This is a genomic window from Pseudomonas sp. GW822-FHT03F04 (genome assembly GCF_058801405.1).
On the sequence record NZ_JBXANF010000005.1, the window covers coordinates 444,012 to 466,273 of the forward strand.

Genomic DNA, 22,262 nt, shown 5'->3' on the forward strand with positions numbered 1-22,262 from the left:
CGGATGAGGTCGATATGAAACGCGAAAGGATTGCGATTATTGGCGGCGGTGCCGCAGGTACGACGGCCGCCTGGCAGTTGCACACGCTACATGATGTCACTCTGTTCGAGGCCGGCCCGCGATTGGGAGGGCATGCCTATACCCACCATTTCAATGTCGGTGAGGACACGTTGCACGTCGACATGGGGGTCGAATATTTCAACGAACGCCTGGCCCCGAACCTGTTCGCGATGTTGCAGCAGTTGGGCATCGAGACCTACATCGCGCCCATGTCGTTTCGCGCAGCATTTCCCGGGGTCGACAATGCCTGGAGCAACCTGCACGGCCGCGGGCACCTGCGCGAGGAACTGGCTGATGAGATCGACCGCTTTCATCTGGACATGACCCAGGTGCTCAGCGACGGAGATCCGCGCTACAAGAAACTCAACATCGGACAGTTTCTCGCCGAGCGCAACTACTCCGAAACCTTTAAACAGCAGGCATTGCTGCCCCTGTTGACGACGTTTTCCGGATGCAACGCACCCTCGCTGGAATACACGCTCATGTACGTCGCGGTTTCGTTCAACATGAGCCTGTTGTCGTTTTTCACGCCGGGTGTCTGGCGCAAGGCCAAGGGCGGCATCGACGGCTATCTGCGCCTTCTGGGCGAGATATTGGGGGCGCGCGTACGCCTTGCCTGCCCGATACGGCAAGTACGCAAGGAGGCCGGTCGTGGCTGGCGGGTGGAGACAGAACAAGGCGACATTGAACATTTCGACAGTGTGATCTTTGCTACGCACGCCGATGTCACCCTCAAGTTGCTCGAAGCACCGAGTGCCGAACAACGGGACATTCTTTCGCGTTTTGACTATGTGCCGACTCGCAGTGTGCTGCACACCGATGAACAACTGCTGGTCGAAGGCGGGCGGGGTGAGTACTGCGAGTTTTCCCGACCTGCCGGTCTCGAGGGCGCGGATCATGGGCAGCTGACGCGTATCAACAATGCTCTGGCGCCCTATGCCCATGTGCGTGAGCCGGTGTTGGTGACATTCGACCCCAAACAGGCCATCTGCCCCGAACGGCAAGTGTGTGAACAGCACTGGAAATTGCCGAAGCTGCGTCCGGTCGACTTCTACCAGAAGTCGCGCTATCGCCGCATTCAGGGGCTGGGGAAACTCTGGTACTGCGGCACCGACACCTCACTGACCGGTCACGAAGGGGCGGTGGTGTCGGGGTTGGTCATTGCCCACCGGCTGGGTGCCGACCATCCCTTTGCCGACAATAATCTGGCCGCCATTCAGTTCAATGTCATCAAGGATCTGATGGGGGTGCACCGCCCCTCCGAGCGCTTCAAGGCGACACTGACCAACATGCTGTTCGCGGCCGCCAAGGGCACCTCGCTGCACAAGAGCCAGTCTCACAAATTCATCAAGGACGTCATCGTTTAAGCCGACTCAGCGGTTTCGCGAGCACATCATCTGACAGGGAGTTTCATTATGTTGATCCAGGCCGACAACGTCTGCGTGGTTATTTTCAATATGCAACTGGAAATGATTCCGTTGCTGCATGAAGGCACGCAAGTGCTGAACAACTGCTGCTGGCTCGCCGATGTGGCACAGACCCTCCAGGTGCCGACGCTGATTATCGAGCACAGCAAACTCGGCGCATCGTCCCAGGCATTGAAAGAGGTGGCGGGCAGCGCCTCTTATCTTGAAAAGACCTGGTTCGACTGCAGCTCGCATGACTCGATTGCCCATCCACTTGAGGCTGCCGGCAGGCGCCAGGTGGTGCTGGCCGGGGCGGAGTCGCATGTGTGCCTTCTGCAGTCGGCACTGGGCCTGCGCGAATCAGGTTATGAGGTCAGTGTGATGGCGGATGCGTGCAGTGCGCGCAATCTTTTCGACCACCAGCACGCGCTGGCCAATTTCGCGCAGGCAGGCATACGCGTGCTGACCCGGGAAATGTTCTTCTTCGAATGCATCCGTCACTCCACGCGGCCCGACTACATCGAGCTGGCAATGAAATATCTGGACGGGCGATACATCCGCTAAACGAACAGAAGGATTGCCAGCACACCGGCTTCGATGGTTACCGAGAGATTTTTTTATATGGATATTTTCAAGCGTCATTTCGTCCCGAAACCGATTGCTTCCGGGTCGGTTGCAGCGTTGCGCGGCAGTGTCCTGCTGACCGACAGCGATGAGTTCGCGCGCTGGGGCAGCACCGCTGGGCTGGCGGTCATTCAGACTGACATCGAACGCCTGGCCGCACCGGATGAACTGGAAAAACTCCTCTCACGCCTCGACGCTGGCCGTGCGCACACGGTTCTTTGCGCATTGTCCGGGGAGTGCCCGCCCGCCGTTGAGCAATACTCGGCAGTCAGCCAATGCACTCAGGTTTTTCTGGCGCTGCTCAAGGGTTTGATCAAGCAGTCCAGAGCCATCACGCTGGTCGGGCTGCGCCGTCACGATGCGCTGGCCGCGAGTGTGCTTGACGGTCTGGGGTTGTCGGCATGCCAGGAAACCACTCGCCTGCAATATACCTCTCTGATCGTTGAGGGCGCGTTGACCTCGACGTTGGCCCAAGCCATTGCCACAGTGTTGCAGCAGCCAGGTGTTCGCTACCGTTTCGACGGGCACACGCTGGCGTGTGAGCACCTTGAGCCGGTGGATTATCGACTTGCGGCGAGCGCTGAATCCGCCTTGCGCACCAACGCTTGCTACGTGGTCACGGGTGGCGGTGGCGGTGTCGGTCGGTTGTTGTGTCGATGGCTGTCTCGCGAGTACCGGGCCAAGGTCTGTGTGGTTGGCCGTTCGCCGGTGGATGACGAGCGACGCGCGATGCTTGTGGCACACGGAGTAACCTCTTATGTGCAGGCCGATGTAGCGGACCGCCAGTCACTGGCGGGCGCTCTGCAACATTTCAAGGATCGTTATGGCGACATTGACGGGGTTTTTCACTTGGCGGGCACGACGGCTGATCGCCTGCTGATCAATAAAAATCCGGCTGATGTCGAGCGAGTGCTGTTACCCAAGATTGCCGGCAGTCTGAATCTTTGGGCACTGGACTCACTGATACAGCCAGGTTTTGTCTGTCACTTCAGTTCCCTCAGTGGACTGGTGGGTAATGTCGGTCAGGCTGACTACGCCGCTGCGAACGGTTTTATCGATGAGCTGACCGATTTTGTCAGTCGTCAGGCACCCGGCGGCCATGCGCGCTGGCAATCGATCAACTGGGGGTTGTGGGCTTCCGAAGGCATGCAAATGGCCGAAGGCAGCAGTGAGTTACTGCCCTTGTCGGACGAGCAGGGGCTGGCGGCATTGCGCGGCATTCTCGATCAGAGCGCGCCACGGCTGGTGGCCTTCGCTGGCAGTCGCGCCGTACTGGGCGCACTGAACCCATCAAATGACGGACAAACTGTCACCGACGCAGTGGCCGCCGCGCAGCTGCCGGCGCAAGCTCAGGTCAGTGAGTGGCTGGGTTCACTGGTTCATACCTTCAGTGGTTTGCGCGATGTTTCGCAGGACGCATCGCTGGTGGCGCTGGGGGTGACATCGTCCGCGCTGATCAGCATTGTCTCGGCGGTAGAGCAGCGGCTGAGCGCCACTGGCGTCGCAGTTTCCCTGAGCAAGGCGCTGATTTTCGATTATTCATCGATCGGCGCATTGACGGACTATTTGCTGGCTACCCAGCCCGGAGCGCTGGCCGCAGCGTTTACCAGTGAAAGGGTGCAGACATTGACGCCCGTACCCGCCGTTGAGGCGATTGCGTCCGTGCCTGGCGCACAGGCCAGCCTTGAGGCGCGCCTGACACAGTGGGTTCAAGAGCTGGTTCAGCGCTTCAGCGGCCTGTCCGATCCGGCAGTGGACGACAATCTGCTGGAGCGTGGCCTGGACTCGGTGACCAGTATCAATATCGCCACCGAACTGGCACGACGTCTGTCGAGCCAAGCCCCGGTCAACATCAGCAAGACACTGTTGTTTGAATACTCAAGCATCGGCCAGATCGTACGTTTTCTCACAGAGCGCTTTGCGGTGCAGGTGGCTGCCGTGCTGGAGACTGCCGTGAGGCAAACGGCAGCAGAGATCAAGCCGGCTGACGTGACGGCGAAGGTGACGATCAATGCCGGGGTCGATGCTGCGTCCGATACCAGCGTTCACTATCGCCCTGACGATATTGCGATTATCGGCGTGGCAGGCGAGTTTCCCGGCGCGGACAATCTGGCCCAGTTGTGGGCGTTGCTGGAGTCCGGGTCGGAGGCGATCACTGTCATTCCCCCCGAGCGCTGGGACTGGCAGCGCGACTACTGCGCTGACCCCAAACAAGCGGGCACCAGCTATGGCCGTCATGGCGGGTTTCTGCGCCGGGCCAAACAGTTCGATCCAGGCTTCTTTTCCATCACGCCGATTGAGGCCGCGCGTCTGGATCCTCAGGAACGGCGGCTGCTGGAAATGGCCTACCATGCGCTGGAAGACGCCGGGCACTTTGCCTTTGCGCTGGAGAGCACGGGCGTCTTTACGGCGGCAATGTTCGGCCATTATCAAAACCTCAACGCTGCCAGTGCGGTGACGAGCAGTTCTTTCGCCTCGATCGCCAACCGCATTTCCTACACGTTCAATCTTCAAGGGCCGAGCCTGTGTGTCGATACCATGTGTTCGGGGTCGCTGACGGCCCTGCATCTGGCCATCAACAGTTTGCGCAGTGGCGAATGCACTCAGGCGTTGGTCGGTGCGGTCAATATCATGCCGCATCCGGGCAAGTTCAAATTGCTCTCGGCGGGGCGTTTCCTGAGTCCCAGTGGGCGCTGCCACAGTTTTGGTATTGAAGCCGACGGTTATGTGCCGGGCGAGGGCGCCATTGCCCTGATACTCAAACCGCTGGCCCACGCACAAGCCAATGACGACCGAATTCACGGCGTCATTCGTGCCAGTGCGCTGAATAGTGGCGGACGCTCCAGCGGTTTTACCGTGCCCTCGGCTAGAGCGCAGGAGCAAGTGATTCGTCAGGCGTTGAGCAAGTCGGGCGTGGAGGCCAATCAGATCGATTACGTGGAAGCCCACGGCACCGGCACTCGGCTGGGCGATCCCATCGAGATCAATGCGCTAAGCGCAGCCTATGGCACACGGCAAGGCGAGCGGCGCTGCATCGGTTCGATCAAGAGCAATATCGGGCACCTTGAATCGGCTGCCGGGTTGGCTGGACTGGTGAAAATCCTGTTGCAGTTCCAGCATCAGGTGCGGGTGCCGACGCTTAACTGTGAAATCGAAAATCCCTGGCTGAATCTCGCCGAGACAGACTTTCGCCTGCCGCGCACCCGCGAAGCCTGGAGCGCCCAGGCACCGCTGCTGGCCGGGCTGAGTTCGTTCGGTGCCGGGGGGAGCAATGCGCATGTCATCGTTCAGCAGTACATCGCGGCGCCACCCGCGCCGGAGCCGCACGCTGAGTATCTGTTGCCCGTTTCAGCGCGTACACCCTCGGCACTAAAGGCCCGGATCAACGACCTGCACGCCTGGCTCAAGGAGCACCCGCAAGCCAGCCTCGCGGCGATTGCCTATACCTTGGGCGTTGCGCGTGAACATTTTGGCCACCGTCACTGTTTTGTTGCCGAGAACCTGGCGAGCTTCAACCGACAGCTGGCGGATGTCGCGGCCGACAAGCCTGTTGCTGCTCAGTCGCAGTCCGTGTTGCAACCGCTTCAGGCGTCTTATCTGGCGGGTGGGACACTCAATTTCGCAGCGTTGCATGATCGCCGCAGGCTGGTGTCGTTGCCTCATTATCCGTTTGAAGAACAGTCGTACTGGGATGACCAACTCTTCATCCCGGGGCCGACGGTCACGGCTGTGCAGGCCTCTGGCCGCGAGCACACTGGCGCGCTGGAAAAAGTCTCGGAGCCTGTGTGTTTTCAAACCGTCTGGGAGCCGCAAGCGGTTCATCCATCGACCGGCGCGCAAGGGCAGGGCGTCATTGTTTTTTGCAGTCCGTCGCAAGCTCGTGCGTTGGTCGGGCAACCGCACACCGTGGTGGTGACGCCCGGCGACAGCCTGCACCTGGATGAGCACTTCGCCCAGGTGCGCAGTGATTCGATCGACGATTGTCGGCAAGTCCTGCAGCGCTACGCCTCGAGCGACAGGGTGCGGCGGCCATGGCTGATCAACCTGGTTCACAGTAGTGCCGAGGACATGCAAGCTGCATGGGCGGGCTGGCAGTTCACGCTGGCCAAGGCGATCAGTGCTGAAGGGGCGGGCTACCGGATGGCCTTTGTCCACGAAGAACGTCTGGATACCTGGCCGATGCCCGCCGCCGGTGCCGTGAACCGATTGTTTCGCGTGTTGCAGATGGAGCAGCCTGAATTCCAGTTGCTGTCGATGACCGTCGCTGCGCACGATTTTGAACGTGTCCCGGAACTGCTGGTGTCAGTGCGGGGGGAACTGGCCAATGCCGTCGATGGCTTCAATGCCACTCGGCATGGGGCCGGTGAGCGTTGGCAGTCCCGCGTTCGTGAAGTGCCATGGCCGGTGGCGGCCGGCAGCCGTTTTCGCCACCAGGGCGTCTACCTGATCACCGGCGGTCTGGGCCTTATCGGGCTGGCGGTCGCGGCGCGCTTGATCCAGCAGTTCGACGCCAGGGTTGTACTGGTCGGTCGCAGCCCCGCCGGGGACGTTGAGCGCGACAAGCTGGCCGGGTTGGCGGCACCGGCAAACGTTGAGTACATCAGCGCCGACATCAGCGATAGCGCTGCCGTGAATGATCTGGTCAGATCGGTCATTGCCAGGCACGGTGCGTTGCACGGCGTGTTGCATGCTGCCGGCATCACTCGCGACGGGCTGTTGCGCAATAAACAACTGGAAGATTTCCAGAAAGTGATTGCGGTGAAGCTCAACGGCACGCGTAATCTCGATCATGCGACTGCCGATGTAGCGCTGGACTTCTTCGTGTTGTTTTCCTCTGTGTCCGGGTTGTTCGGCAATGTCGGCCAGGCCGACTACGCCGTGGCCAATCATTATCTGGACCTGTTCGCTGGCGGCCGTCAGCGGCAAGTCGCGCAGGGGCATCGGCGTGGTTTGAGCCTGTCGGTGAACTGGCCTTTGTGGCTTGAGGAACACAGTGACGACGCGTCGGATCGCGCTGCCCTGGGTCGCTACCTGCAAGACAACTACGGCATGCAACCGTTGACCCCGGCCGTCGGCGTCGATCTGTTGGTGCGGCTGATTGATGGCGTGGACGCGAGCATGACGCAGATTGCTCCGTTCATGGGTGACAGCGAGAAGATCCGTCGCAGTATTGCTCCCGACCGACTGCACAGCCACTCGGCGCCGCAAGCCGGCGCAGCGACCAACGCTGAAACAACCCGTGAATCGGCAACGCCTGAGGCACTGAAGTTGCGGCTCAAGGTGCTGTTGAGTGCGTTGACCGGATTGCTCACCGCAAACATCGATGATCATTGCAGTTTTGGTGACCTGGGATTGAACTCGGTCATGTTGCAGCAACTGGCGCAAGACATTGAGGCGCAGTTCAACGTGCCGATGGCACCCAATACCCTGTTTACCTACAACTCGGTCGCGCAGTTGATCGAATACCTTCATGAGCGCGGTGCGCAGGCGACTGCGGTTTCGCCATCGGTGCCAGGGGTTCCGTCAGCTTCGGCAACGCTGACAATGCCGGCTGACGCTACAGATGCCCATGACCAGCGGATTGCGATCATCGGCATGGACGGCCGCTTGCCCGGCGGCGATGACATCGCCGGATTCTGGCAGGGACTGATCGCCAACCGCAGTGCAATCCAGGCAGTACGTCGCTGGCCAGACAAAGACTGTCACGCCGGAATCATTGCCGATATCGAGCATTTCGACGCGCGTTTTTTCGGTATATCGGCGCGTGAGGCAATGCTGATGGACCCGCAACACCGACTGTTTTTGCAAGCGTGCTACAACACGTTGCTCGATGCCGGTTACGCGCCGTCCTCGCTCAAGCGGGTGGGGGTTTTTGCGGGGGTCCAGTTCACGGATTACCAGACGTTGCTGCAGCGTTCGGGGCAAAGCTTTCACCCCTTTGCCGCCACCGGGAACGCCCACGCCATGTTGGCTAACCGGGTGTCCTACCTGTTCGATTTCGAAGGGCCGAGCCAATCGATCGATACGGCCTGTTCGAGTGCGTTGGTGGCGGTGAACCGCGCGGTCATGTCGCTGCAACGTGGGGAGTGCGATTACGCGCTGGCCGGTGCAGTCAGCTTGTTGATCGACAGCGACATGACCGAAGCGGCGCAGAGTATGGGCGTGCTCTCGCCAAACTTTCGTTGCGCCACTTTCGATAGCGAAGCCGATGGTTACGTACGTGCGGAGGGGGTTGGCAGTCTGTTGCTCAAGCGCCTGGCCGATGCTCGGCGCGACGGTGACAGCATCCATGCGGTGATTGAAGCCGCCGAGGAGAATCACGGTGGGCGGGGGCACTCACTGACGGCGCCGAACCCCAACGCACAAAAACGCTTGTTGCTGGCGGCCTATACCCCGGAGCTGGCGGCGCGCGTCAGTTACATCGAGACCCATGGCACGGGCACCCGCCTGGGCGATCCAGTGGAAATCGATGCCTTGAAGGGCGCCTGGCGCACGCTGGCGCCGGACCAGAAAAACACGGTGTTGCTCGGCTCGGTCAAGTCCAATGTCGGTCACCTGGAGCCCGCCGCTGCCATTGCATCCTTGTTCAAAGTGATTCTGGCCTTCAAGCACCGAATGCTGCCGGCCAATTTGCATCTGCGCACACTCAATCCCTACATCGACTTCGAGCATTCGCCATTCAAAGTGCTGGATCGCAATACGCCCTGGGAGGGGCAGGAACGCGTCGCCGGAATCAGTTCGTTCGGTTTCGGCGGCACCAATGCTCATGTGGTGCTGAGCGAACCGCCGGCCTCCACCACACCGCAGGCATCGAGCCATGAGGAACATCTGGTCGTCTTGTCTGCCCGCAGTCGCGACTCGTTGCTTGCCATGAAGGACGCCTTGCTGCGGCACCTTGAATCGCCCTTGGTTCAGTCCCGGGCTCTGGCCGACATTGCATTTACCCTGGGGGTCGGGCGTGAGCATTTTGAATACCGCCTGGCCTGGAACGTTCGTACCGTCGATGCGTTGCTGCAGGCTTTGCGCGCAGAACTGCCCCCGGATATTCGCCAGGTCGGACGCGACAGCGAAGGCGCCGACCTCGATCAGCAAGGGGCGGACCTGCGCGAACGCTATTTGCAGGGTGGGCAGGTGCCCTGGCAGACCCTGTATCCGCAGGCTGGCCGCCTGCATTTGCCGGGTTATGCCTTCGATACGCGCCAGTATTGGTTTGACGATGAAGTACAGGTTCAGCCGGGCAATCGCTGAAATCAAAGGAGCAGAACAATGCACACGGACGAAACGAACAACATGACAACGCAGATCAAACCGCCACCGGGCGAGAAAGTGGTGATTGTCGCGGCGGCCTGCCGTTTGCCCGGCAGCGAGTCCTTGTCGGCCTATTGGCAGAACCTGATGGTCGGCCGGCGTTGTGTTGCACCGGTCACGCGTTGGGAGTCTCTGCGCGGGGCGGCAGTTCATGGTGGCCTGCTGGAACAGGTGGACGCGTTCGATGCGGGTTTTTTTCGTATCTCGCCCAACGAGGCGCGTTGCATGGACCCGCAACAACGACTGTTGATGGAGACCGTGCAACATCTTCTGGATGACGGCGGCGTACCGCTGCAAACCTTGCGTGACTTGCAGTGCGGCGTGTTTTGCACCGGCCTGCCCGGTGACTACAAGTTTTTGCTGGCACAGGAGCCTGAAGCGGCGTTCAGCAGCCACAGCTTTCTGGGTAATGCGGCTTCGTCGCTGGCGGGAAGGGTGTCGTATTTCTACGATTTTCATGGCCCTTCGGTGACGCTGGATACTGCCTGTTCATCGTCACTGACAGCCTTGCAGATCGCCGTTGCCCAGTTGCGTGCCGGTGAATGCGAGGCTGCTCTGGTAGCGGGGGTTTCGGTGTTCGCCACCCCGGAGGTGTTCGAGTTTGCCCAACGCTCGAACATGTTGTCGATGAGCGGGCATTGCGATGCCTTCGGTGATCAGGCCGACGGTTTCGTTCCCTCTGAAGGTGTCGCGGCAATCATGTTGATGAACGCCGACAAGGCTAGCGAACTGGGTCTGGAGGTGCTGGCAAGCATCGAGGCGATCAGCCTCAACCACGACGGCATGAGTAACGGCATGATGGCGCCTAACAGCCAGGCACAAGCGGCGCTGATCGCCGGTTGTTACCAACGTTACGGCATCGATGTGGGACGTATCGGCTACGTCGAGGCTCACGGGACCGGTACACAGTTGGGGGATTCGATAGAAGTGGCCGGGCTGGTCAACGGCTTCCGCGCTCAGCAGCAACCTTATGACGCTTACCTGGGCGCTTCGAAAAGCGTCGTTGGCCACACACTGGTGTGCTCCGGACTGGCCAGCGTGATCAAGACGCTGATGATCTTTCGTCACGAGACTATTCCGGGCCAGTCTCTGGCGGGGTCCCTCAACAGCGCTTTGCAGCTTGATCGGTTCAAAGTCAGTGAACAGGCAGTGCCCTGGCCGTCCGACAAGGACTATGCCTGTGTCAGTGCATTCGGATTTACCGGCAGTAATGCTCATCTGGTGCTCGGCAAGCCTGTGCCGCGCCCGATTGACTCGCAGCACAGTGCCGGCCCTTGGGCGTTTTTGTTCAGCGCGCAATCTTCCGCCAGCCTGCAAGCGCGTGTTCGTCAGATGCTCAGCGTTGTCGACGGTCTGGCCGACGATCAAATGGCCGCGCTCAGTGTGGCGCTTGGTAAAGGAAGCCAAGTCTATCGTCTGCGTCTGGCTGTCACGGCTTCGACGCGTGCATCTTTGACGATGCGACTGCAGCAATGGCTGGCGACACCGGTAGAGCCACTCGACGTCGGTCGCTACAGGGGCGAAGCCTTGGGCGACCCGGTGCTCGAGGAGCGTTTGCAGCGTTGGTTGGCGGGCCACGATCTGGCGCTGTACAGCAACGCGCAAGCGGCTCGTTACCCACGCATCGAGCTGCCCGGTTACCCGTTTGATCGAAAATCCTACTGGGTCGGGACCGAGCTGATAGCCGCGCAGGCAGCCGTTGCCAGGCCGGATTCGCCACGAGGCAATGTTTTGCAGGCGCTGAAAAGTGATCTGGCGCGTTTGCTCGGATTCGATGAGGCCGACATTGATACCAACCGCTCGCTGCGCGATTACGGTGTCGATTCGATTTCGTTGATTGAGTTGTTGGGTCGAATGGGTGCCGGTGCCAGCCGGATGCAGCCTCACGACGTCTTCGATTTTCCATCCATTGCCGCGCTTGCCGAGGCCGTTGAGAGATTGCAAACCGAATCGACTGTCGCGCTCGGCAGGGACGTCGACAGGCCGATGGGTCGCACGCCGATGACCTGGACACAAACTGGACAAGGGCGGGCGATTTTACTGCTGCCACCGCTGAACATGAGCGCGCAGGCCTGGATGCAGCAAGTCAACGTCCTGACGCGCCAGGGTTTCGCCCTGCACATCCCGTCCTATCCCGGTCACCAGGGCACCCCGCTGGATGAAGGCCGGTTCAGTCTGGAAGGGCTGGTGCTGGAGATCGAGGCTTACATCAATCAACAACTTGGCGGCCGTGCGGTGCCGGTAGTGGGCTGGTCGTTGGGAGGCTGTCTCGCCCTGGCGCTTGGTCAACGCGCCCCGGCAATCGTCGAGTCAATGATCCTGATCAGCACCGCTGCACGTTTTGGCGATGATATTTTCGGCAAGACTATCGAATTGAATGCTGAGCTCAAAGCCCATGCCGACTACCTGGACATCTTGCTCGAACCTCGGCAAAACATTGCCGAGCAAGTGGGGGCCGGCGCATCGATGAGTACGCTGAGTCACTATTATCAGATGCTCGGAGCACTCGATTTCAGCGCGCAACTGCCGAGCATTGATGTGCGGACGTTGATCGTTCACGGTCAGCAGGATGTCGTGATCGACCGAACGGATGTGGAATTGCTGCAGCGTTTGCCGGATGTCCGCCTGGAAGTATTTGCCGATCAGGGGCATTTCATTCCGCTGACCGCTGCGCGACGTTTCAATGAGCTTCTGTTCGACTTTGTACAGGCTCGGCAACATTGAATAGTCGGACCCCAACCCGGCAGGAACCGGGGCCGTGCGTTCTGGGCGGTTTCCTCAGCGAAATCGAAGCGCTGGACCTGGGCATGTCGGCAGTCACGGCGGTGTCGGGGCGGTTTGATCTGCAGCGTTTCAATCGCGGTTTGTACGCCTGCGCGGGTATTGATTGTCCGCCAGCCATTGCCCGGGCGGTCACTGGCCGTCAGGCCGAATACCTGGCCGGACGTTGGTTGAGCCAGCATCTGTGGGCCAGGCGCAATCTCGCGCCGGTGCAGGTGGGTTCGGGGCCGCATCGTCAGCCGATATGGCCGAGCGGCTGGATCGGCTCCATCAGCCACACATCGTCTATTGCGGTCAGCTGTCTGGCTAGGACTTGCGAGGTCGGGTTGCTCGGTCTGGACTTGGAGCCGTGGCTGGCACCTGAGGTCGCCGACAGAATCAGCGCAACGATCGTCGACCGTCAGGAAGCCCGTTACCTTGCGACGCAGGGGACTTTCGAGCAGATGTTGACCCTGGCTTTTTCAGCCAAGGAAAGCCTGTTCAAGGCCCTGTTTCCGCAGGTTGGCCGGTATTTTGATTTCGATGCGGCGCGCCTCGTCGAGATACATTGGCCCACCGGGCACCTGGTGTTGAGGGTGACACAAGAGCTGTCGGCGTCGATCCGGGCCGGTATGCTCTTTGAAGGCCATTTTCAAATAGGGGCCGATGCCGTGTTCACGGTCATCGCCCATCCGCCGGGTGTTGTTGCGCATCATCAGGGAGCGGCGCGTTGCCCCTCGGGTCGATTATTCAAGGAAGCGTCATGACTCAACGGTTACTGCAACTTGATCAAGTGTCGTTCAACCTGCCCGACGGGCGCGTGCTGTTCGATCACTTAAACCACACCTTCAGTTCCAGGGCCACGGGCATCGTGGGTGCCAATGGGTGTGGCAAGTCCTTGCTCGGCCGGCTCCTCACGGGTGAACAACAGCCCACCAGTGGCATCGTTCGCCGTGAAGGGCCGGTGTACGCGGTGGCGCAATTACTTGAACCCGAGCGCTTTCCCACCGTCGCCGCGCTGGCCGGGGTCGCGCCGGTTCTGGCGGCGCTGGGGCGCATTGCCCAAGGCAGCGTCGATGACGCCGACTACGCACTGGCGTTCGACCAATGGGATTGTGCCACTCGCCTTGAGGCAGAGTTGCAGCAGATCGGCCTCGGTCATTTGGGTGCCGACTCTCGCACCGACACGCTCAGCGGTGGCGAGCGGCAGCGGGTGGCACTGATGGGCGCGTGGTTATCAAGGGCCGACTGGCTGATTCTGGATGAGCCCAGCAACCACTTGGACATCGATCAGCAGCACAAGCTCGCGCAGCAGATCGAGCGCTGGCCCAACGGGTTGATCCTGATCAGCCACGACCGCAGTCTTCTGGATCACGTCGACGAAATTGTCGAGCTTTCGCCCTTGGGGCTGGCGGTGTATGGCGGCAACTACAGTCATTACTCAGCGACGCGCGAGCAAGAACAGCAGGCGTTTCAGTCGGCATTGCAAGGCGAGCGGGCACAGGCCCGGCGTGAGCAACGTGAGATGGTCGTGCAGATGGAGCGTCAACAACGACGCAATGCTCGCGGCGACCGTCAGGCGCGTGACGGCAACCAGACCAAAATCATTACCAATGCGCAAAAGGAGCGCAGCGAAAACAGTCAGGGCAAGTTACGCCTCACTCAGCAGTTGGCCCGCGAACAACAACAGCAACGTATCGCCGAGGCCCGGGCGCGCTGTGCCCCGGAGATCCAGCGCATGATGTTGTCACCGGAATGCTCGGTGCCCAGAGGCAAACTGATTGTGCAGTTGATCAATGTCGTTCTGCCTTTCGGCCACACGGAGCCTGTCAATCTGACACTGACGGGACCGATGCGCATGGCGATTCTGGGCGCCAACGGCAGCGGTAAATCGACCCTGTTGCAGGTCATCGCCGGGAAACTTGCCGCGCGTGCGGGGGAGGTTGTGCGCAGTTGTCATGTCGGCTGGCTGGATCAACATGCCGGACTGCAGCATCCCGAACGTACGGCGGTGCAATGGCTTTACGAAAGTAATCCGCAGCTGCCCGAAGCCGAAGCGCGGACGCGGTTGGCGCAGATGGGGATTGATGCGGATCGGGCGAAGGTCAAAACCTGTCAGTTGAGCGGCGGCGAGCGTCTGAAAATTGCCCTGGCCGCAGAGTTGTATGCGCTACGGCCACCACAATTGCTGTTGCTGGATGAGCCTGACAACCATCTGGACTTGCCCAGCAAAATCGCCCTCGAACAGATGCTTGATCAATACACCGGCGCGTTGATTGTCGTTTCCCACGACAGTGCTTTTTTACAGGCGATACATCTGGATGCCGAATTCTATCTCGGCAGCGAACCGGCTTATTTGGGGTAAAGCGGCGGCAAGCCGCTGTCACCCACCGGATCCTGTACCCGTTCAGCGGTTGGAATTGCGCGGATTGCCCGCCAAAGATCCTCACCCTGCCAGTGCTGCCCGGTTTCGCTATAGAGCGCGCCATTCAAACCGTCCAGGGCGTCGGACAACGGCACAAACCGCGCCGCCATATCCGCCAGGGTCTCCGGCTGCTGACGGGCCCACGCGTCGAGGGCCTGGCGGGTGGCGTGGGGGTCGTTGGCCTGGCTGGCGCGTTTGATGTCGTCGAGCAGGGTGCGCGGGCTCGGGCCGGTTTGCGCGGCGCGCAGGATCGCCGGTTGCCAGCGGGCACGCCACCACAGGCCGAAGCCGAGCAGGGTGGTACAGGCCAGAATCAGTGTGCTGAGTTTCCACCACCACAGCGCTTCACTGTCGGCGCCGCTGAGTGGTTGTGCGCTGCCCGCCGGGGTGTCGACTTGCAGGCTCGGGTTGTTCACCACTTGCAGAGTGCGCGCCGGCAGGCTGGTGTGTTCCAGGTGATCTTCGAAGGTGTTCCACCACACCACGTCCACTGTCGGCAGTTCGATCGAACCACTGCGACTCGGCACCAGCGCTTCGCGTTCTTCACGGCTGCCGATCAGACCGCGTTCGCTGCTCTGGTTGTTGAGCACCGGTTGATCCGGGTAGCGACGCAAGCCATTGGCCTCGGTGGCGGGCAGGGCGGGCAGTTGTGAGCTGGCGAGGCCTTCGACCTTGAGCGTCAGGCTGCGGGTCAGAGAGTCGCCGACCTGCGTGTGATCCGGCTCCGGGTTCCAGCTCTCGCTCAGGCTCAGGCTGCGGGCCGGCAACCACGGCGCATCGCTCGGATAAGTGATCGGTTTGGGTTTGACGGTCAGCGGGATTTCCGAGGACGCGACCCGCAGCAACTTGCCGGTTTTCGGCCCTTGGGCGGTGGGATCTTTTGCCGGCTGGGTGTCGACCAATGTGGCGCTGAAGGTCTGCGGGGTGATGGTCAGCAAACCACTGTGCTGCGGATAGATCGCATAGCGCATCTCGATCACGCCATGCCGAACACCGTTGATGTCTTTTTCGTAGGTGCGCGTGTCGCCCAGTTGCTCGATGCGCGCGTCGGCGATCTGCAACGGAGTCACGCTGCTGTCGTCGTACAGCGAAACCGAATGGTAGATGCGCAGGGTCAGGACGGCCTGGGCCTGCACGTAGACGCTGGACTGGTCGAGGCTGGACTCGATGAACACCGGATCGAGCGCATTCTGTTCTTCGTGAACGTCGCTTTCGACCACCTGCACGGTGATCGGCTGGCTCTCGGTTTCGCCGAGTTTCAACGGCGGAATTTCCACGCTGCCGTTCTGTTTCGGCAACAGCGTGATGATCCAGCGGGTGGTGGCGCGGTTCTCGTTGTTGAGGGTGTTCAACTGGTTGACCTGGCGCGTGCCACGCACCTCGAACAACGGTTCCAGCGGGGTCAGATCAGGTTTGCCGAACTGCGTGACATCGTTGGATTCGAGGGTGAGTTCGACCGTCTCGCCGGAGTTCAGGCGACTGCGATCCACACTGGCCGTCAGCCCGGCCGCCTGGGCGGTGGCCGTGCAGATCAGCAGGGGCAGCAAGAGAGCGGTGAAACGGGTCATCGAGTGTTTTCCTGATCCTGATGTTGTTGCTGTTCGTACCAGAATTTGCGTCGCAGCAGTTCGCCCGGATCATCCGGGATTTTGCCCAGCCACTGTTCCAGTGCCTGGCGTTGCTCGCCTTCGACGTTGTCTTCGCTGGGGCGCAGCGTCGGGCTGGTGTTCTGTTCTTCGTCCGGCGCGCTGTTGGGCACTTCGTTGGGGCCTGGCTGCGGCGGGGTGGCCGGCGGTGGTTCACTGGCCGACTCCGCGGGCTGGGCTTCGCTTGGCGCATCATTCTTGACCGCCGGTGGCGGTGCAGTGGCGGGCGGTGGTTCGTCGCCCGGCACGTTCTGCTGCGTCGGTTGCTTCTCGGGCTCGGTCGGCGGCGGCGTGTTTTTCTGCTTGAGCAGGTTTTCCACCAGCGCCTTGTTGGTCAGCGCCGGACGCAAATCCGGCTGCAACTCCAGAGCCTGTTCGTAGGCATCGATCGCCGCTTCCAGCTCACCGCTTTTCGCCAATGCGTTGCCACGATTGTAGTGGGCGCGGGCATCGCTGCCTTCGGCGAAACGCTGGGCGGCGCCACTGTAGTCGCCAGCTTCGTACAACGCCAGCCCTTGCCACTGATGATCTTCGAAGTGTTTCGCCGCTTCGGCAGGACGCTTCTGCTTGAGCAGGTGCAAACCCTGTTGATCGGGGCGCAGCCACAGGTCTTCGAAATCAAAAGCGTAGCTCGGCTGTGGCAGGCAAAACAGCAGCGGCAGGCAGAACAACCAGCCACGCCGCCCGGCACACGCGGCAAGCAGCAACAGCGGCAACAGCAGCCAGTAACCCTGATCGGCCCAGGTATCGAGGCGCAGGGTCTGGCCGTCGTTGCGCAGGCTACGCGGGCCATTGAGCAGTCCAAGGCTGCCCAGATCCGACTCATCCAGCCGTGCGCTGTGGTACTCGCCGCCCACCGAATTGAGGAAGGCGCCGAGACCTGGGCTATCAAGTTGCGGCACGCGGATCGCACCTTGTGCGTCCTTGAGGAAACTGCCGTCTTCCTGAGCAATCGGCGCGCCCTCGGCGGTGCCGATACCAAGCATCAGCAGTTGCGCCGATTGCCCGCTCAACGCATGGCGAATGCCTTGGCGTTCCTCATCGGACAGCGAAGAGCCGATCAGCAGAATTCGTCCCTGACCCAGCGCCCCCTGTTCCAGCAAGGCCAGCGCCTTGCTCACCGCAAGATCGGCGCGATGACCGCTCTCTGGCATCAGCGACGGCTTGAGGGCGTCGAGCAGATTGCGGCTGGTCGCCAGGTCATCCGACAGCGGCACCAATGTATGAGCGCTGCCCGCGTAAACCACAATGGCGGTCTGCGCATCGCTGCGCGCCTTCAACAGATCGAACAGCTTGCGCCGGGCTTGCTCCAGACGCGTCGGCGGCGAGTCGGTGGCGAGCATTTCCGGGGTCAGCTCCAGCACAACTACTAGCGGATCCGCCGGTTTCTGGCTGGTCTGTTCGACGCGCTCCCAGCTCGGCCCGAGCAGCGCCAGGATCGTCAGCAACCACGCAACGCCCAACGCAACCCACGGCAGTTTGCTGTCGCGACCGCTGCCGCCACTGAGCAATGCGGCATGGAACGCTGGCGGCAGAATCATCTGCCAGCGCCCGGCGCGTTTCTGCCGGTGCCAGAGCTGCCAGATCAACCAGCCGAGCAGCGGCAACAACAGTAACCACCAGGGACGGAACCAGTGCGGCCAGAGGGCGATCATCGGCGCCTCCGCAGACGCAAACGCTTGAGGCGCGCGCGCCAGTCAGGCAGGGGGCTTTGCAGATATAGCTCCTTGGTGAACAGCCGTTGCAACGGGTTGTCCGGCCACAATTCACGGGTAACCAGCAACATGCTCAACAGCAACGCCAATGCCAGTGGCCATTGATACAACGCCTGGGCCGGGCGTGCCTGGGTCGGTTGCTGGGCCACGGGTTCCAGTTGGTCGAGGGTGCCCTTGATCGCTTGCAGTTCCTTACCGTCGCGGGCGCGGAAGTAGCGGCCGCCGGTAGCGTCGGCAATCGCCTTGAGTGCCGGCTCGTCGAGATCGAGGGTCGGATTGCCGCCGAGCAGTGCCGTGGCGCCACTTTCTTCGGGGTCGGCACCGATGCCGATCGGATAGATCTTCACGCCTTCGTTGGCGGCCAGTCGTGCGGCGGTCAGCGGGTCGATTTCGCCGCCGTTGTTGGCGCCGTCGGTGACCAGAATCAGCACACGGCTCTGTGCCGGGCGCATGCGCAGACGTTTCAGCGCCAGACCGATGGCGTCGCCAATGGCGGTGTTCTTGCCGGCGATGCCGATCCGCGCTTCGTCGAGCCACACGCGCACGGTGCGTCGGTCAAACGTCAGCGGTGCTTGCAGGTAAGCCTGGCTGCCGAACAGGATCAAACCGACCCGGTCGCCATCGCGGCTTTCCAGGAAGTCGCCGAGCAAATGCTGAACCAGCGACAGGCGACTGACGTCCTCGTCGTTCCATTGCATGTCGGGGAAGTCCATCGAGCCGGACACGTCCACCGCCACCAGCAGATCACGACCGCTGGCGGCAATCGGCAACGGTTCGCCCAGCCATTGCGGGCGGGCGGCAGCGATCAGCAGAAACAGCCACAACAGCATGAACGGTGCCTGCTGGCGCCAGGCGGGCAGATTGGCCCGGGCACGGCGGCGGGCGAGGCCTTCCAGGTCACCGAGAAAACTCACCTTCAATGCTGGCTCGCCGCTGTCCGCGACCGGCAGCACAAGGCGCATCAGCCACGGCAGTGGCAACAGCACAAAGATCCACGGCCAGGCGAACTCAAACATGCTTGCGGATCCAGGTGTCGACGGCTTGCGTCAGGCCGGCGATGGCCTTGTCGTCGAGTTTGCATTCGGGTTTGTACGCGCCCTCGACAAGCACCATCCAGCGAGTCAGGCCAGCGGCAGGGCAGCGGTTGTCGAGAAACGCCAGCCATTTGCGCCCGTTGAGAGTGTGACTCTGGCTGTAGGGATAGTGGTTGCGGCACAGGCGTTTGAGCAGGCCGTTGAGTTGTTGCAGCCACGCGCCGGCCGGGGCGCCGTCGTAAGGCTTGACCATTTGCGCCAGCTCGGCGAGTGCGGCGATGCGCACCGGATCGAGCGGCAGTTCAGCGCGCACGATGGGTTTCTTCTTGATCGGAATGAAACGGCGCAGACGCCACAGCACGATGCCGATCAGCGGCAGCAACAGAAGCAGCAGCCACCAGCCCGGCGCCGGTGGCCAGAAGGCAATCGGTGGAGGGGAAATCAGCGGTTGCAGTTGTTCGAGGCCGTTCATCGAACTTTCCCCGGGCGCTGCGGATTGAGGAACTCGCGCATCTGCTCAACCATTTCGCTTTGGGTGCTCAATGGCATCAGCAACACTCGCAGTTTCTGCGCGAGCAGTTCCCAGCGGGCGATGCGTGCTTCGGCCTGGGCGCGATAGGTCTGGCGCAGGTCGAAGTTGAGGGTGTCGAGTTCCAGTTGCGCGCCGCGTTCAGCGAATCTCAGCAGCCCGGCAGCGGGCAGGGCGTGATCCAGTGGATCGGACAGCGGCAGCATCAGCAGGTCGCAATGACGCGACAGCAGGCTCAATTGCTGCTCGGCACTGTCAGTCAGTGCGCGCTCGTCACAGATCACGATCACCAGACTGCCCGGGCGCAGCACTTCACGAGCCCGGCGCAACGCCACGCCAAACGCATCGCGGTCGGGTTCGCGCTCGCTGTGCAGCGACTGATTGACCTTCACCAGCCGGTTGAGCAGTTGCAGCAGGCTCTGCTTGCTGCGGCGCGGCTTGATTTCGTAATGCTCGTTGTCGCCGAACACCAGCCCGCCGACCCGGTCGTTATGGCCCAGCGCGGCCCAGCCGATCAGCGCCGCCGCCTGCGCCGCGAGCACTGATTTGAACATCAGTCCGGAGCCAAAGAACAGGCGCGTGCTTTGCTCGACCATGATGAAAATCGGCCGCTCGCGCTCTTCATGGAACAGCTTGGTGTGCGGCTCTTGAGTCCGCGCGGTCACGCGCCAGTCGATGGTGCGCACGTCGTCGCCGGCCTGATAGACCCGCACCTGATCGAAGTCCACGCCACGGCCACGGAATTTCGAGTGGTGCAGGCCGATCAGCGGGCTGCGCTGGCTCGGCGTGGAAAACAGCTGCACTTCGCGCACGCGGTGACGCATCTCGATCAGCTCGGCGAGGCTGACGCGAATACCCGGTTCGGACGGCAGAGAGGCGTTCATCGGGGTCAAGCGACGGCTACGACGTCGAGAATCCGTTGCACCACCCGATCCTGGTCGATACCGGCGGCTTCGGCCTCGAACGACAGAATGATGCGGTGGCGCAACACGTCGAACAGCACAGCCTGGATGTCTTCCGGGCTGACGAAGTCGCGACCGGCCAGCCAGGCGTGGGCGCGGGCACAGCGATCAAGGGCGATCGAGCCACGCGGGCTGGCGCCGTAGGCAATCCATTCGGCCATTTCTGGGTCGAACTTGGCCGGGTTGCGCGTGGCCATGACCAGTTGCACGAGGTATTCCTCCACGGCGTCCGCCATGTACAGACCAAGGATTTCCTTGCGTGCGGCGAAGATCGCCTGCTGGCTGACCCGACGTTCGGGCTTGGTTTCGCCGTTCAGGGCTTCGCCCCGGGCCTGTTGCAGGATCCGGCGTTCGACGGCAGCGTCCGGAAAACCGATTTTTACGTGCATCAGGAACCGGTCGAGCTGCGCTTCGGGCAGCGGGTAGGTGCCTTCCTGCTCGATCGGGTTCTGCGTGGCCATCACCAGGAACAGCGGCGACAGCTCATAGGTGCTGCGCCCGACACTGACCTGACGTTCGGCCATCGCTTCAAGCAAGGCCGACTGGACCTTGGCCGGGGCACGGTTGATTTCGTCCGCCAGCACCAGGTTGTGGAAGATCGGGCCTTGCTGGAACACGAAACTGCCAGTTTCCGGACGATAGATCTCGGTGCCGGTGATGTCGGCCGGCAGCAGGTCCGGGGTGAACTGGATGCGATGGAACTGGGCTTCGATGCCCTCGGCGAGCTCTTTGATCGCTTTGGTCTTGGCCAGACCCGGAGCGCCTTCGACCAGCATGTGGCCGTCGGCGAGCAGGGCGATGAGCAAGCGCTCGATGAGTTTTTCCTGGCCGAGAATCTGCGTTGAAAGAAAGGTTCGCAGCGCCAGCAGCGCTTCACGATGTTCCATCGATGACTGTTCCTGGAAAGGGTGGCCACAGGCGTTCGGATAACGCCAGGGCTGGGGGCGTTACTTTAATCCATCGCAGGGGGTGGCGACTAACGGCATTTTGCGCAAAGTGCGGGAAATGACCGGGGCAATTGTTGGAATTTTGTAGGGCGGGGGAGATGCGGTGTTCTTTGAGGCCCTTTCGCTTGCGAAAGGGCCGGCCCAGACGCCATCAAATCTGGCTGATAAAGGTGCCAGTACCGTCAAGAATGTTCTTCAGGGTTTCCTCGACCTCGGCCAGATCCACCATGTCCGGGTTGTAGGTGATTTCCAGCACATCATCGCCATTCAACGCATCGGCATCCGCCGCCGCGATTTCGATTTTCAGCAGGGTCTTGGTCAAGGTGACTTTCACGCCATCGAGGGTGGACGGCTCGCCATCCAGCGTGATCTCCAGCTCATCCTCGTCCGGATAGCGGCTCATCAGAAACATGTCGCCCTTGTCGCTGTGGCAGCAGAGCATGGCCATGTTGTCTTCTTCGTCGTCGCACGGGTTGACGATCAAAAGGGCGGTGGTCATTTGCATGGGAAATTCCTGCCTCGGCGGGCTCGGTGGTCGCAATAAAGCGCGATTCTGCCAGTCCTCGGGAATTTCTGCTCGCCTGAGTGTCAGAGGATGTGTCGTGAACGCGACGCAGGTCAATGGTCATTTCTGGCACGCATGTACCGTAAAACCGGGGATTCAGACCGGCGTTCTGCCCCATGAATGCTAGTGTTTACCGATGCGCCTGCCTTGGTTTACGTGCCAATGACCGAATATGTCGCAGCACCGCAAGCAGACACATTGTCGCACCCATTAAGCTGCGCAACGGATGAGCACCCGTAAAGACATTGTCGGCAGCCCGGACAGTCGTTTTTGCAGATGCC

13 protein-coding genes are annotated in these 22,262 nt (G+C 61.3%); 6 read left to right on the top strand and 7 right to left on the bottom strand.

The features are described 5' to 3' along the window. Positions 1-14 precede the first annotated feature (14 nt). The 6 genes from AC1RMX_RS14495 to AC1RMX_RS14520 all read left to right on the top strand — a co-directional run bounded on the left by AC1RMX_RS14495 (position 15) and on the right by AC1RMX_RS14520 (position 14,523). The gene (locus AC1RMX_RS14495; protein WP_096820043.1) at positions 15-1,427 is read left to right on the top strand and encodes an FAD-dependent oxidoreductase; all 1,413 of its coding nucleotides are present in this window, start codon (positions 15-17) and stop codon (positions 1,425-1,427) included. Positions 1,428-1,475: 48 nt separating this feature from the next. Continuing rightward, the gene (locus AC1RMX_RS14500) at positions 1,476-2,030 is read left to right on the top strand and encodes an isochorismatase family protein (RefSeq protein ID WP_096820042.1); all 555 of its coding nucleotides are present in this window, start codon (positions 1,476-1,478) and stop codon (positions 2,028-2,030) included. A 57-nt stretch (positions 2,031-2,087) separates the two neighbouring features. Next, positions 2,088-9,338 carry an SDR family NAD(P)-dependent oxidoreductase gene (locus AC1RMX_RS14505; protein ID WP_493072414.1) on the top strand — a complete coding sequence of 2,417 codons (7,251 nt, stop codon included), beginning with the start codon at positions 2,088-2,090 and terminating at the stop codon, positions 9,336-9,338. Positions 9,339-9,356: 18 nt separating this feature from the next. Beyond that, a complete protein-coding gene (locus AC1RMX_RS14510) occupies positions 9,357-12,122 on the top strand; it encodes an alpha/beta fold hydrolase (protein ID WP_493072416.1) in 2,766 nt (921 codons plus the stop codon). Positions 12,123-12,205: 83 nt separating this feature from the next. Continuing rightward, positions 12,206-12,925 (top strand): 4'-phosphopantetheinyl transferase family protein, encoded by a 720-nt coding sequence (locus AC1RMX_RS14515; protein WP_493072418.1) that lies wholly within the window; start codon positions 12,206-12,208, stop codon positions 12,923-12,925. Beyond that, entirely contained in the window at positions 12,922-14,523 is a 1,602-nt protein-coding gene (locus AC1RMX_RS14520; RefSeq protein WP_096820038.1) for an ABC-F family ATP-binding cassette domain-containing protein, read from the top strand. The genes AC1RMX_RS14515 and AC1RMX_RS14520 overlap by 4 nt, the downstream gene beginning before the upstream one ends. Here AC1RMX_RS14520 and AC1RMX_RS14525 read toward each other — a convergent pair. From AC1RMX_RS14525 to AC1RMX_RS14555, 7 genes are all read right to left on the bottom strand, one after another. Then, on the bottom strand, positions 14,511-16,151 hold the full coding sequence (locus tag AC1RMX_RS14525; protein ID WP_493072420.1) for a BatD family protein: 1,641 nt from the start codon (positions 16,149-16,151) through the stop codon (positions 14,511-14,513). The two genes, AC1RMX_RS14520 and AC1RMX_RS14525, sit on opposite strands and share 13 nt — an antisense overlap. Further along, the gene (locus tag AC1RMX_RS14530) at positions 16,148-17,884 is read right to left on the bottom strand and encodes a tetratricopeptide repeat protein (RefSeq protein WP_493072422.1); all 1,737 of its coding nucleotides are present in this window, start codon (positions 17,882-17,884) and stop codon (positions 16,148-16,150) included. The genes AC1RMX_RS14525 and AC1RMX_RS14530 overlap by 4 nt, the downstream gene beginning before the upstream one ends. Then, positions 17,881-18,960, bottom strand: coding sequence for a vWA domain-containing protein (locus AC1RMX_RS14535; protein ID WP_096820035.1), 1,080 nt, complete (start codon positions 18,958-18,960; stop codon positions 17,881-17,883). The genes AC1RMX_RS14530 and AC1RMX_RS14535 overlap by 4 nt, the downstream gene beginning before the upstream one ends. Then, a complete protein-coding gene (locus AC1RMX_RS14540; RefSeq protein ID WP_102620975.1) occupies positions 18,953-19,450 on the bottom strand; it encodes a DUF4381 domain-containing protein in 498 nt (165 codons plus the stop codon). The genes AC1RMX_RS14535 and AC1RMX_RS14540 overlap by 8 nt, the downstream gene beginning before the upstream one ends. Further along, a complete protein-coding gene (locus AC1RMX_RS14545) occupies positions 19,447-20,391 on the bottom strand; it encodes a DUF58 domain-containing protein (RefSeq protein ID WP_096820033.1) in 945 nt (314 codons plus the stop codon). Before AC1RMX_RS14545 ends, AC1RMX_RS14540 begins: the two co-directional genes overlap by 4 nt. A 5-nt stretch (positions 20,392-20,396) precedes the next feature. After that, positions 20,397-21,356 carry an AAA family ATPase gene (locus AC1RMX_RS14550; protein ID WP_007913915.1) on the bottom strand — a complete coding sequence of 320 codons (960 nt, stop codon included), beginning with the start codon at positions 21,354-21,356 and terminating at the stop codon, positions 20,397-20,399. A 211-nt stretch (positions 21,357-21,567) separates the two neighbouring features. Beyond that, positions 21,568-21,921 carry a hypothetical protein gene (locus AC1RMX_RS14555; protein WP_096820032.1) on the bottom strand — a complete coding sequence of 118 codons (354 nt, stop codon included), beginning with the start codon at positions 21,919-21,921 and terminating at the stop codon, positions 21,568-21,570. Positions 21,922-22,262 lie beyond the last annotated feature (341 nt).

Excerpts from the sequence above, each read along its gene's own strand:
- AC1RMX_RS14495 (WP_096820043.1), top strand. The coding sequence starts at position 15 with ATGAAACGCGAAAGGATTGCGATTATTGGCGGCGGTGCCGCAGGTACG.
- AC1RMX_RS14500 (WP_096820042.1), top strand. The coding sequence starts at position 1,476 with ATGTTGATCCAGGCCGACAACGTCTGCGTGGTTATTTTCAATATGCAA.
- AC1RMX_RS14505 (WP_493072414.1), top strand. The coding sequence starts at position 2,088 with ATGGATATTTTCAAGCGTCATTTCGTCCCGAAACCGATTGCTTCCGGG.
- AC1RMX_RS14510 (WP_493072416.1), top strand. The coding sequence starts at position 9,357 with ATGCACACGGACGAAACGAACAACATGACAACGCAGATCAAACCGCCA.
- AC1RMX_RS14515 (WP_493072418.1), top strand. The coding sequence starts at position 12,206 with ATGTCGGCAGTCACGGCGGTGTCGGGGCGGTTTGATCTGCAGCGTTTC.
- AC1RMX_RS14520 (WP_096820038.1), top strand. The coding sequence starts at position 12,922 with ATGACTCAACGGTTACTGCAACTTGATCAAGTGTCGTTCAACCTGCCC.
- AC1RMX_RS14525 (WP_493072420.1), bottom strand. The coding sequence starts at position 16,151 with ATGACCCGTTTCACCGCTCTCTTGCTGCCCCTGCTGATCTGCACGGCC.
- AC1RMX_RS14530 (WP_493072422.1), bottom strand. The coding sequence starts at position 17,884 with ATGATCGCCCTCTGGCCGCACTGGTTCCGTCCCTGGTGGTTACTGTTG.
- AC1RMX_RS14535 (WP_096820035.1), bottom strand. The coding sequence starts at position 18,960 with ATGTTTGAGTTCGCCTGGCCGTGGATCTTTGTGCTGTTGCCACTGCCG.
- AC1RMX_RS14540 (WP_102620975.1), bottom strand. The coding sequence starts at position 19,450 with ATGAACGGCCTCGAACAACTGCAACCGCTGATTTCCCCTCCACCGATT.
- AC1RMX_RS14545 (WP_096820033.1), bottom strand. The coding sequence starts at position 20,391 with ATGAACGCCTCTCTGCCGTCCGAACCGGGTATTCGCGTCAGCCTCGCC.
- AC1RMX_RS14550 (WP_007913915.1), bottom strand. The coding sequence starts at position 21,356 with ATGGAACATCGTGAAGCGCTGCTGGCGCTGCGAACCTTTCTTTCAACG.
- AC1RMX_RS14555 (WP_096820032.1), bottom strand. The coding sequence starts at position 21,921 with ATGCAAATGACCACCGCCCTTTTGATCGTCAACCCGTGCGACGACGAA.